Raw genomic sequence first — 11,850 nt, 5'->3', positions numbered from 1 at the left:
GGCGCCGTCGACCAACCGTCTCCGGATCGGACCACGGACCAGATCTTTCGGCAGTTCGTCCAGCGCCTTTTCGTACCGCTCGGCCAGTACCTCGGCGTCCCGGGCCACACCGAGCACGCTGGCCAGTTGCCGCAGCTCGTCGAGAATCCACGCGTCGTTGGAGATGCCGAAAGCGCCCTCGGACGCCTGCAGCAGGCTGCGGATCTTGCGTGTGGTGACCCGCATCTGATGCACCGAGTCGTAGGCGTCCGCCCGCACCGCGCGGTCCCACTCCAGCAGTTGCTCGACCTGTTCGGCCACCGCGCGGTGCACCGGATCCACCTGCGTGGTGTCGGGTTGTGGTTCGCGGTCGTCCTCGCCCGCGGCCCCGGCCAGCACCCGGGCCAGTTTGGAACCGTGTCCGGCCGACACCGCGCCGGCGTCGAGCAGCCGATTGGCCAGTCGGTCCAGCAGATCGGGTGTCGCACCGTCGACGAGTTCCAGCTCCCACTCGCGCCACTGCTGCTGCGCGTCGCCCTCGCCGGCTGACGCCGTTACCTGGTCGTCGCTGAACTCGGCGATCGGTGAGCCCATGCCGTCGTAGAGCAGGTCGACGGTGCGGTTGGTGGCGATCCGGGCGACGGGCACCAGTGGCCGGTCCCGGACGATGGCCAACACGACGTCCTTCAGGGCCTCCGGGACGACGTCGTCGCCCTCCTCGAGCGGCGTGCGCACCTCGGTGCGCTTGTCCGGCCCGGCGGGCAGCTTGAGGTGCCAGCCGGCGTCTCCTCCGCCGGTGCGACGGCGCAGCGTGATGTGGTGAGCGGCGAGGTCATGGCCCGGAGTGTCGAAGTAGACGGCGTCGAGCTGCTGCGACGGCGACCGTTCCACCCGAGCCACCGAAGACAGCCCCTCGAACGACGGCGAAACGGTCGATTCGACCACGTCGAATTTCCGCTCCACCTCCTCGTGCCGGGAGGTATTCGGCGTGCTAGGAGCCATTTCCACCTTCGCTGTGAGCGCGTTCGCCAGGTCAGCGTGCCATATCCAGGTGAACTAGAGTCCCGCTGTGACCGAATACCAGACCATCACCTTCGGGCAGTCCGGATCGATCGCGCGGATCACGCTGAACCGGCCCGATGCCGCAAACGGCATGAACGACACCATGACTCGGGAGCTGGCCGACGTCGCCAGGTGCTGCGACACCGATGCGACGAAGGTCGTCGTGCTGACCGGATCCGGGCGATTCTTCTGTGCTGGCGGGGATTTGAAGTCGTTCGCGTCCGCACCCAACCGCGGCCGCTTCATCAAGGGCGTCGCGGACGACCTGCACCGCGCCATCTCGACATTTGCGCGGATGGATGCCGTGCTGATCACCGCCGTCAACGGCATCGCCGCCGGTGCCGGCTTCTCCATCGCGGTGACCGGCGACCTGGAACTGGCCGCCGAATCGGCGTCCTTCACCATGGCCGGGCTCAGTCCCGACGGCAGTTCGTCGTTCTACTGCCGCGGCTGATCGGCATCCGCAGGGCGCAGGACCTCATGCTGACCAACCGGACGCTGTCGGCGCAGGAGGCGCAGCAGTGGGGGCTGGTCTCCGAGGTGGTCGCGGACGGCGAGCTCGGCGACAAGACCGACCAGCTGGCCGCACAAATGGCTGCCACCTCACGCCAATCCAACGGCGCGGTGAAGTCACTGCTGCTCGGCACGTTCTCCAGCGGGCTGGAAGAGCAGATGGAGATGGAGGGGCGCCTGATGTCCGACGATCAGGCCTAGAAGCTGTGCTCGTCGGCGGGGAACACCCCGCTGGCCACCTCGTCGGCGTACTGCGTTGCCGCGCGGCGCAATTCGTCGCCCACGCCGCCGAAGCGCTTGACGAACTTGGCGGTCTTGCCGCTGGTCAGTCCGGCCATGTCCTGCCAGACCAGCACCTGGGCGTCGCAGTTGGGCCCGGCGCCGATGCCGATGGTCGGAATGGTCAGCTTGCCGGTGATCTGGGTGGCCAGTTCGGCCGGCACCATCTCCATCACCACCGCGAACGCGCCGGCCTCCTGGACCGCGATCGCGTCGTGAGTGGTCTGCTCGGCGGCGTCCCCGCGACCCTGGACGCGGAAGCCGCCCAGGCTGTTGACGCTCTGCGGGGTGAAGCCGATGTGCGCCATCACCGGAATGCCGGCGGCGCTGAGCGTGGCGATCTGGTCGACGACGCGCTCGCCGCCTTCCAGCTTGACCGCGTGCGCACCGGTCTCCTTGAGGAAGCGGGTCGCGGTGGCCAGCGCATGCTGCGGCCCGGCCTCGTAGCTGCCGAACGGCATATCCGCGACCACCAGAGCGTGCGGCGCGCCTCGCACCACGCCGCGGACGAGCGGGATCAGCTCATCGATCGTCACCGGCACGGTGGTGTCGTAGCCGTAGATCACGTTGGCGGCGGAGTCGCCGACCAGCAGCACCGGGATTTCGGCGTCGTCGAATACCCGGGCGGTGGAGTAGTCGTAGGCGGTGAGCATCGCCCACTTGTGGCCTTCGGCCTTCCACTTCTGTAAATGATGGGTGCGGACCTTGGTCCGCGGTTTCATCTCGGCAGCACCGTAAACAGTCTGCTCAGACATCGTTTTCCCTTTTTTGATCGGGTCGATCCTCGTGGCCCATTGCGGGTCCCCGGGTTCGTCTGACCTCCTCAGTCTGCCACCACCGGGCAAGAAGATGAACTTCGCGTCAAGTGGATTTCCTCACACTACGATCGGCGGCATGCAAAGGCTCAGCGGACTCGACGCCAGTTTCCTCTATCTCGAAACGGCCACTCAGCCGCTGCATGTCTGTTCGGTCCTCGAATTGGACACCTCGACGATGCCGGGCGGCTACACGTTCGACCGGCTGCGCGACGCGTTGACCTTGCGGATCAAGGCCATGCCGCAGTTCCGCGAGAAGCTCGCGGACAGCCGCTTCAACCCCGACCATCCGGTGTGGGTCGACGACGACGACTTTGACGTCGACCGGCACCTGCACCGCATCGGCCTGCCTTCCCCGGGCGGCCGCCGTGAGCTGTCGGATATCTGTGGGCACATCGCGTCGCTGCCGTTGGATCGCAGCCGCCCGCTGTGGGAGACGTGGGTGATTGAGAACATCGCGGGCACCGACGCCCACGAGGGTGGCCGGCTGGCGGTCATGACGAAGGTGCACCACGCCGGCGTCGACGGCGTGACGGGGGCGAACCTGATGTCCCAGCTGTGCGGCACCGAACCCGATGCGCCCGCCCCGGAGCCGGTCGAAGGTGTCGGTGGCGCCAGCGAGCTGGAGATCGCCATCAGCGGCGCGGTGAAGTTCGCCTCCCGGCCGCTGAAGTTGGTCAATATGGTGCCGAACACATTGTCGACGGTCGTCGACACGGTCAAGCGCGCCCGCAGCGGCCTGGCGATGGCGCGGCCGTTCACCGCACCGCAGACCGCGTTCAACGCGAATGTCACCGGCCACCGCAACATCGCCTACGCCCAGCTGGACCTCGAGCACATCAAGGCGGTGAAGAACCACTTCGGCGTGAAGGTGAACGACGTGGTGATGGCGCTGGTTTCCGGTGTGCTGCGCAAGTTCCTGGACGACCGTGGCGAACTGCCGGACAGCACCTTGGTCGCGTCGGTGCCGGTTTCGGTGCACGACAAGTCGGACCGGCCCGGCCGCAACCAGGTTTCGTCAATGTTCACCCGCCTGGAGACCCACATCGACGACCCGGCCGAGCGGATCAAATCCATTGCCGAAGCGAATTCCGTTGCCAAACAACATAGTTCGGCGATCGGTGCGACGCTGCTGCAGGACTGGACCCAGTTCGCCGCACCGGCGGTGTTCGGCGTCGCGATGCGGCTGTACGCCACCAGCCGGTTGACCGAGGCCCGGCCGGTGCACAACCTGGTCGTCTCGAACGTGCCCGGCCCGCAGATTCCGCTGTACTTCCTGGGTTCAGAGGTCAAGGCGATGTACCCGCTGGGGCCGATATTCCACGGTTCGGGTCTGAACATCACGGTGATGTCGCTGACCGGCAAGCTGGACGTCGGCATCGTGTCGTGCCCCGAGCTGTTGCCGGATCTGTGGGATCTCGCCGACGACTTCGAGGTGGCGCTCGACGAGCTGGTGCAGGCCATCAACTAGCCCGCGGAGTGTCGGTCTGCCAGGCCCGATGCTGGCTCATGGCAGCATGTGGTGCCATGAGCCTGACGAAGGGGATCCTCGCGACCGCAGTCGCCGTGTTGCTGGTGGCCGGCTGCAGCAAGTTGGTCGACGGTCGCGCGATCGTGGCGGTGCCCAGGCCGGGGTCACCGGTGCAGTGGGGTCCCTGCCAGACCGCCCCGTCCGACGGGGTGCCCATGCCGCCCGGCGCCGAATGCGGAAAGCTGTCGGTGCCGGTGGACTATGAAAAGCCCGACGGCGACGTCGCGCAGGTCGCCATGATCCGGTTCAAGGCGACGGGCGCGAAGATCGGCTCGCTGGTGATCAACCCGGGCGGCCCCGGGGAGTCCGGCGTCGAGTCCGTCGCCAACCTCATTCCGACGCTGCCGCAGTCCGTGCGCGAGCGGTTCGACCTTGTGGGCTTCGACCCGCGCGGAGTCGCAGCCTCCACGCCCGCGGTGTGGTGCAACTCCGACGCCGACAACGACCGGCTGCGCGCCGACCCTCAGGTGGACTATTCGCCGGCCGGCGTCGCACACATCGAGGACGAGACCAGAAAGTTCGTGCAGCGCTGCGTGGACAAGATGGGAAAGGAGTTCTTGGCCAACGTCGGAACCGCCAATGTGGTCAAGGATCTCGAACAGATCCGGGTCGCGGTCGGCGACGAGAAACTGACCTATCTGGGGTACTCATACGGCACCCGGATCGGGGCGTCCTACGCGGAAAACTACCCGCAGAACGTGCGGGCGATGGTGCTCGACGGTGCGGTCGACCCCAACGCCGATCCGATCGAGGCGGACATTCGCCAGGCCGCCGCCTTCCAGCAGGCGTTCGACGACTACGCCGCGGACTGCGCCGCCGACCCGAGCTGTCCGCTGGGCACCGACCCGGCCAAGGCCGTCGATGTCTACCGCAGCATGGTCGATCCGCTGGTGGAAAAGCCGGCCAAGACCAACGATCCGCGCGGCCTGGCCTACAGCGACGCGCTCGTCGGCACCATCCTGCCGCTGTACTCGCCCAGCCTGTGGCGGCACCTCACCGACGGCCTGAAAGAGCTCAAGGAAGGTCGCGGCGACACCCTGCTGGCGCTGGCCGATCTGTACATGGGTCGTGACCCCGAGGGCCATTACAACAACTCCACCGACGTGCGGGTGGCGGTCAATTGCGTCGACCAACCGCCGGTCACCGACCGCGCCAAGATCATCGAGGAGGACCGGCGAACCCGGGAGGTGGCGCCGTTCATGAGTTACGGCGAGTTCACCGGGCATGCGCCGATGGGCACCTGCGCGATGTGGCCGGTCCCGCCAACCAGCCAGCCGCACGAGATCTCGGTCCAAGGGCTGCCGCCCATCCTGCTCTTCTCGACAACGAACGACCCAGCCACGCCGTATCAGGCCGGCGTCGATCTGGCCAAGCAGCTCGGCGGCACGCTCGTCACCTTCGAGGGAACCCAGCACACCGTTGTCTTCCAGGGCAACAAGTGCGTCGACGACATCGCCGCCAACTACTTGGTGGACCTGACCGTCCCGGCGCCCGACACGCGTTGCTGACCAACGACACTCGACGCCTGAGCACGCGAAGGTCTCCGAACGGTCACCGTCCGGTTGCGCCAGCGTCCAAGCCGGGACCTGCATGCGACCATGGCTGCCATGTGGCGGGTGGGGAGGCGCAGCGCAATGCTGCTGGCACTCATGCTGGTATCGCCCATCGCGTGTCCGACCGCGGCGGCTACCCCCGAGGGAGAACCCACCGAGGCGTACGGCCGGCCGCCGGTGTGGGGTGGCTGCGAGCCGTTCGTGGGCGACGCCTCCAAAATCCCGGGCGCGCAGTGCGGCACCGTGTCGGTCCCGGTCGACTGGAATGACGCAGCCAATCCGCAAGGCGCACAGGCGCAACTAGCCGTCATCCGGCTGCCCGCGACCGGTGACCGCATCGGGGTGCTGATGGTGAACCCGGGTGGCCCGGGCGCATCGGCCGTCGACACCGTCGCCGCCATGGGCGCCGCACTCGCCGACACCGACATTCGCCGACGGTTCGACCTGGTGGGCTTGGACCCGCGCGGCGTGGGGCACTCCACCCCGGAACTGCGCTGCCGAACCGACGCCGAATTCGACGCATATCGCCGGGAACCCAATGCCGACTACAGCCCCGCAGGCGTCGCCCACATCGAGGACCTGTACCGCCAGTTCGCCCAGCGCTGCGAGGAGCGACTGGGCAAGGAGTTTCTGGCCAACGTTGGTACCGCGCCCTCGGCCCGGGACATGGACGTGGTGCGAGCGGCCTTGGGCGAGAACCAGATCAACTATCTCGGCTTCTCCTACGGAACGGAGTTGGGGGCGGCATATGCCGAGGCCTACCCCGACCGGGTTCGGGCCATGGTGCTCGACGGTGCGATCGACCCGAGCCTGGACCCGGTCGAGGAGACCATCCGCCAAATGGCGGGATTCCAAACGGCTTTCACCGACTACGCCACCGATTGCGCCCAGTCGGCCGGTTGCCCACTTGGCACCGATCCGGCGCAGTTCGTCAATCGGTATCACCAGCTGATCGACCCGCTGGTCACCCAGCCTGCCAAGACGTCGGATCCCCGTGGCCTCAGCTATCAGGACGCGATAACGGGCACCGTCAACGCGCTCTACACACGCAAGTTCTGGAAGTTCCTCACCAGCGGGCTGCTCGGGTTGCAGCGCGGAACCGACCCCGGCGACCTGCTGCTGCTCGCAGACGACTATCTGAACCGCGACCAGGCCGGCCACTACCAGAATTCGCAGGACGCCTTCTATGCCATCCGCTGTGTCAACGCGCCCTTTCCCGACGACCCGGCGGTGTATGCGGCCGCCGACCAACGAAGCCGCCAGGTCGCACCCTTCCTCAGCTACGGTTCCTTCACCGGTTTTGCTCCCCGTGATGTTTGTGCGATGTGGCCCGCGCCGTCGACGTCGACGCCGCAGCCGGCGGTATCGCCCGGCCCGGGCAAGGTCGTGGTGGTGTCCACCACGCGCGACCCGGCCACGCCGTATCAGGCCGGCGTCGATCTGGCCAAGCAGATGGGCGCGAACCTGATCACCTTCGACGGCACGCAGCACACCGTGGTGTTCAACGGCGACGCCTGCGTCGACACCGCGGTCGTGGCGTTCTTCACCAACCTGACCGCGCCGCCGGAGGGCCTGCGCTGCTAGCTCGGGATCAAACAGGACCCGCCCCGTAACACAGAATTAACAGCCGGTGCCTACGCTGCGGTCATGGACCGCCAGAAGGAATTTGTGCTGCGCACGCTGGAAGAACGGGACATCAGGTTCGTCCGGCTGTGGTTCACTGACGTGCTCGGGTACCTCAAATCCGTCGCGATCGCGCCGGCGGAGCTCGAGGGCGCGTTCGAGGAGGGCATCGGCTTCGACGGCTCGTCCATCGAGGGCTTCGCCCGGGTATCGGAATCCGACACCGTCGCCCGCCCCGATCCGTCGACATTCCAGGTGCTGCCCTGGACGAGCAGTTCAGGCCAGCACCACTCGGCGCGGATGTTCTGCGACATCACCATGCCGGACGGGTCGCCGTCCTGGGCGGATTCGCGCCACGTGCTGCGTCGCCAGCTGGCCAAGGCCAGCGACCTGGGCTTCTCCTGCTACGTGCACCCGGAGATCGAGTTCTTCCTACTGCACCCCGGCCCGGACGACGGCTCGGTGCCCGTCCCCGCGGACAACGGCGGCTATTTCGACCAGGCCGTGCACGACGCGGCGCCGAACTTCCGCAGGCATGCCATCGACGCGCTGGAGCAGATGGGCATCTCGGTGGAGTTCAGCCACCACGAGGGCGCGCCCGGCCAGCAGGAAATCGACCTGCGCTACGCCGACGCGCTGTCGATGGCCGACAACGTGATGACGTTCCGGTATGTGGTCAAGGAGGTCGCGCTGGGCGACGGCGTCAAGGCATCGTTTATGCCCAAGCCGTTCGCGGAGTATCCCGGCTCGGCGATGCACACCCACATGAGCCTGTTCGAGGGCGAGACGAACGCGTTCTACAGCCCGGATGACCCGCTGCAGCTCTCCGACACCGGAAAGTCGTTCATCGCGGGCATTTTGGAGCACGCCACCGAGATCAGTGCGGTGACGAACCAGTGGGTGAACTCCTACAAACGGCTGGTGCACGGCGGCGAGGCGCCCACCGCCGCGTCGTGGGGCTTCGCCAACCGCTCGGCACTGGTGCGGGTGCCGATGTACACGCCGCGCAAAGCGTCGTCGCGTCGCGTCGAGGTGCGCAGTCCCGACTCGGCGTGCAATCCGTATCTGACCTTCGCGGTGCTGCTGGCGGCCGGCCTGCGCGGAGTGGAGAAAAACTATGTGCTGGGCCCGCAGGCCGAGGACAACGTGTGGAGCCTGACCCCCGAGGAACGCAACGCGATGGGGTACAAGGAACTGCCGGGAAGCCTGGGCGCGGCGCTCGAGCAGATGGAGAGCTCCGAGCTGGTCGCGGAAGCGTTGGGGGAGCACGTATTCGACTTCTTCCTGCGCAACAAGCGCGCCGAGTGGGAGAACTACCGCAGCCACGTGACGCCGTTCGAGCTGAAGGCCTACTTGTCGCTGTAGCGGCCGATCGGTAGCCGCGCGGGCGTGCGATACGGTCACCAATGTGGCAAAACCTGCGACGCAGCGTCCGAAGCTGCCCAGCGTGGGCCGGCTCGGGCTGGTCGACCCGCAGGCGTCCACCGATCTGGACCGGCTCGGCTGGAACACCGACGGGCATGTCGAGTTGCTGTGGTCGCTGTCGCGCGCCCCGGATGCCGACAGCGCGCTGAAAGCGACAGTGCGGCTGGCCGACGCGGCCGGAAACGGCTGGGACGAACTCAACCGCGCGCTGGTCGACGACAAGGCCCTGCGAGGCCGGCTGTTCGGCGTGCTGGGCGCTTCGCTGGCGTTGGGTGACCACCTGGTCGCACACCCGCAGTCCTGGCACCTGATTGCCGGTCAGGTGACGTTGCCGTCGGTCGACGTACTGCGCGCGGCCTTCACCGAAGTCGTCGAATCCACAACCGGCGCAAGCGATGTGATGCCGGCACTGCGGACGCTCTACCGCGACCGGCTGCTGGTGCTGGCCGCTCTGGACCTGGCGTCGACGGTGGAGAACGAGCCGGTGCTGCCGTTCCCCGACATCGGTGCCCAGCTGTCCGATCTGGCCGACGCCGGGCTGGGCGCCGCGCTGACGGTGGCCACCCGAGCGATCGGCGGGGACACCGATACGCCGCCGCGGCTGGCGGTCATCGCGATGGGCAAGTGCGGTGCCCGCGAGCTGAACTACGTCAGCGATGTCGACGTCATCTTCGTCGCCGAGCAGGCCGACGCGGTCACCACCCGGGTGGCCGGCGAAATGATGCGGCTGGCCTCGGAGGCGTTCTTCGAGGTCGACGCGGGGCTGCGGCCGGAGGGCAAGCACGGTCAGCTGGTCCGCACGCTGGACGCCCACATCGCCTACTACCAGCGCTGGGCCAAGACCTGGGAGTTCCAGGCGCTGCTCAAGGCGCGCGCGGCGGCCGGTGACGCCGAGTTGGGGGAGCAGTACATCGAAGCGCTGATGCCGATGGTCTGGACGGCCTGCGAGCGCGAGGACTTCGTGCCCGAGGTGCAGGCGATGCGCCGCCGCGTCGAGGAACTGGTGCCGGCCGGCGATCGGGCCCGGGAACTCAAGCTCGGCACCGGCGGGCTGCGCGACGTGGAGTTCGCGGTGCAGCTGCTGCAGCTCGTGCACGGCCGTAACGACGAGTCGCTGCATGTCGCGTCGACGGTCGACGCATTGGCCGCGCTGGGTGCCGGCGGATACATCGGCCGCGACGACGCCGCGAATATGACCGCGTCCTATGAGTTCCTGCGACTGCTCGAGCACCGGTTGCAGCTGCAGCGGCTGAAACGCACCCACATGCTGCCGGACGAGGACGACGACGAGGCGATGCGGTGGTTGGCGCGCGCCGCCCACATGCGCCCCGACGGTCGGCACGACGCGCTGGGCGTGCTGCGTGAAGAGCTCAAGAGGCAAAGCGTGCGGGTGTCACGGCTGCACGCCAAGCTGTTCTATCAGCCGCTGCTGGAGTCGGTGGGTCAACCCGCGCTGGGGATGACATCCGACGCCGCCGAACGCCAGCTCGCCGCGCTGGGCTACGAGGCGCCGCAAAGCGCCCTGACCCACCTGGCGGCGCTGACCGGTCACAGCGGCAGGCGCGGCCGCGTGCAGCAGGTGCTGCTGCCGACGCTGCTGGACTGGCTGTCCGATACGCCCGATCCGGATGCCGGGCTGCTGGCGTACCGCCGGATCAGCGAGGAGCTGTCCGACCATCGGTGGTACCTGTCCACGCTGCGCGACGAGGGTGCGGTGGCCAAGCGGCTGATGCGGGTGCTGGGGACATCGGCGTATGTGCCCGAGTTGCTGTTGCGGGCACCGGAAGTCATCCAGCAGTACGCGGATGGGCCGGACGGGCCAAAGCTGTGCGACGTCGAGCCCGACGCGGTGGCGAGGGCGTTGGTCGCGTCGGCCGGGCGGCATTCCGATCCGGTACGGGCCATCGCCGCCGCCCGCACGCTGCGACGACGGGAGCTGGCCCGCGTCGCCTCGGCAGACCTGCTCGGCCTGCTCGAGGTGACCGACGTGTGCGAGGCGCTGACGTCGGTCTGGGTCGCGGTGCTGCAGGCCGCCCTGGATGTCGTGATCCGGTCCAACACTCCCGATGACGGTGCGCCGGCGCGGATCGCGGTGATCGGCATGGGCCGGCTGGGCGGCGGCGAGCTGGGCTACGGGTCCGACGCCGACGTGATGTTCGTCTGCGAACCCAACGAGGGTGTCGAGGAGTCCGAGGCGGTCCGGTGGTCGGTGACGATCGCCGAGCAGGTGCGCTCGCTGCTGGGCACGCCGAGCGCCGACCCGCCGCTGGAGGTCGATGCCGATCTGCGCCCGGAGGGCCGCAACGGCGCGTTGGTGCGCACCCTTGCCTCCTATGAGGCCTATTACGAGCAGTGGGCGCAGCCGTGGGAGATCCAGGCGCTGCTGCGGGCGCACTGGGTGGCCGGGGACGAGGATCTCGGCGAGCGGTTCCTGTTGATGGCCGACAAGACGCGGTATCCGCCCGGCGGGGCGTCGGCCGAGGCGGTGCGGGAGATCCGCCGGATCAAGGCCCGCGTCGACTCCGAGCGGCTGCCGCGCGGCGCGGATCCCAACACCCACACCAAACTCGGCCGCGGCGGCCTGACCGACATCGAGTGGACGGTTCAGTTGCTTCAGCTTCGGCACGCGCACGAGGTCCCCGCTTCGCACAGCACGTCGACCCTGGACGCCTTGGACGCGATCGCTGCGGCGGAGCTGATCGCGCAGGGCGACGTGGATCTGCTTCGGCAGGCATGGCTGACCGCGACCAGGGCGCGCAACGCGCTAGTGCTGGTGCGCGGCAAGCCAACTGATCAACTGCCGGGACCGGGCCGCCAGCTCAATGCGGTCGCGCTGGCGGCGGGCTGGGACACCGACGACGGTGGCGAATTCCTCGACAACTATCTTCGAGTGACCCGCCGCGCGAAGACGGTGGTACGAAAGGTGTTCGGGGCATGAGCATGGATTTGTCATTCGAGGCGATCAGTGCTGCCGAGCACGACCGGCTACAGGGGCTATACGCGCCGTTGACCCAGGCCATGCGGAAGCTCATCGAGGCCGGCATTCGAACCGGCGCGGACGAGAGGGCCA

Annotated in this window: 7 protein-coding genes and 1 pseudogene; 6 read left to right on the top strand and 2 right to left on the bottom strand. The window is 67.9% G+C overall.

The annotated features are described in order from the left end of the window. A partial coding sequence (locus tag ACRDU5_RS20145; protein WP_526616614.1) for a CYTH and CHAD domain-containing protein occupies positions 1-981 on the bottom strand: 981 nt, incomplete at its 3' end. Between the two features lie 67 nt (positions 982-1,048). Here ACRDU5_RS20145 and ACRDU5_RS20140 point away from each other — a divergent pair. Then, positions 1,049-1,740, top strand: a pseudogene (locus ACRDU5_RS20140) (enoyl-CoA hydratase/isomerase family protein); the annotation flags it as partial. Between the two features lie 11 nt (positions 1,741-1,751). Here ACRDU5_RS20140 and panB read toward each other — a convergent pair. Beyond that, positions 1,752-2,588: a 3-methyl-2-oxobutanoate hydroxymethyltransferase gene (gene panB, locus ACRDU5_RS20135; RefSeq protein ID WP_526616613.1), complete on the bottom strand. Its 837-nt coding sequence runs from the start codon at positions 2,586-2,588 to the stop codon at positions 1,752-1,754. Positions 2,589-2,682: 94 nt separating this feature from the next. Between panB and ACRDU5_RS20130 the strand changes: the two genes are divergently transcribed. The 5 genes from ACRDU5_RS20130 to ACRDU5_RS20110 all read left to right on the top strand — a co-directional run bounded on the left by ACRDU5_RS20130 (position 2,683) and on the right by ACRDU5_RS20110 (position 11,718). Next, positions 2,683-4,119, top strand: coding sequence for a WS/DGAT/MGAT family O-acyltransferase (locus ACRDU5_RS20130; RefSeq protein WP_526616611.1), 1,437 nt, complete (start codon positions 2,683-2,685; stop codon positions 4,117-4,119). Positions 4,120-4,175: 56 nt separating this feature from the next. Then, positions 4,176-5,687 carry an alpha/beta fold hydrolase gene (locus tag ACRDU5_RS20125; RefSeq protein WP_526616609.1) on the top strand — a complete coding sequence of 504 codons (1,512 nt, stop codon included), beginning with the start codon at positions 4,176-4,178 and terminating at the stop codon, positions 5,685-5,687. 90 nt (positions 5,688-5,777) lie between these two features. Continuing rightward, positions 5,778-7,316 carry an alpha/beta fold hydrolase gene (locus ACRDU5_RS20120; protein ID WP_526616607.1) on the top strand — a complete coding sequence of 513 codons (1,539 nt, stop codon included), beginning with the start codon at positions 5,778-5,780 and terminating at the stop codon, positions 7,314-7,316. A 63-nt stretch (positions 7,317-7,379) separates the two neighbouring features. Beyond that, the gene (locus ACRDU5_RS20115) at positions 7,380-8,720 is read left to right on the top strand and encodes a glutamine synthetase family protein (RefSeq protein WP_526616605.1); all 1,341 of its coding nucleotides are present in this window, start codon (positions 7,380-7,382) and stop codon (positions 8,718-8,720) included. 43 nt (positions 8,721-8,763) lie between these two features. After that, positions 8,764-11,718, top strand: coding sequence for a bifunctional [glutamine synthetase] adenylyltransferase/[glutamine synthetase]-adenylyl-L-tyrosine phosphorylase (locus ACRDU5_RS20110; protein ID WP_526616603.1), 2,955 nt, complete (start codon positions 8,764-8,766; stop codon positions 11,716-11,718). Positions 11,719-11,850: the final 132 nt, after the last annotated feature.

It is taken from the genome of Mycobacterium sp., assembly GCF_050701515.1.
Taxonomy (GTDB): Bacteria; Actinomycetota; Actinomycetes; order Mycobacteriales; family Mycobacteriaceae; genus Mycobacterium.
The sequence above is the reverse complement of the archived record's forward strand: the minus strand, read 5'-3'. Positions and strand labels throughout refer to the sequence as shown.

Coding starts and splice junctions, on each gene's coding strand:
- panB (WP_526616613.1), bottom strand. CDS start 2,588: ATGTCTGAGCAGACTGTTTACGGTGCTGCCGAGATGAAACCGCGGACC.
- ACRDU5_RS20125 (WP_526616609.1), top strand. CDS start 4,176: ATGAGCCTGACGAAGGGGATCCTCGCGACCGCAGTCGCCGTGTTGCTG.
- ACRDU5_RS20130 (WP_526616611.1), top strand. CDS start 2,683: ATGAACTTCGCGTCAAGTGGATTTCCTCACACTACGATCGGCGGCATG.
- ACRDU5_RS20120 (WP_526616607.1), top strand. CDS start 5,778: ATGGCTGCCATGTGGCGGGTGGGGAGGCGCAGCGCAATGCTGCTGGCA.
- ACRDU5_RS20115 (WP_526616605.1), top strand. CDS start 7,380: ATGGACCGCCAGAAGGAATTTGTGCTGCGCACGCTGGAAGAACGGGAC.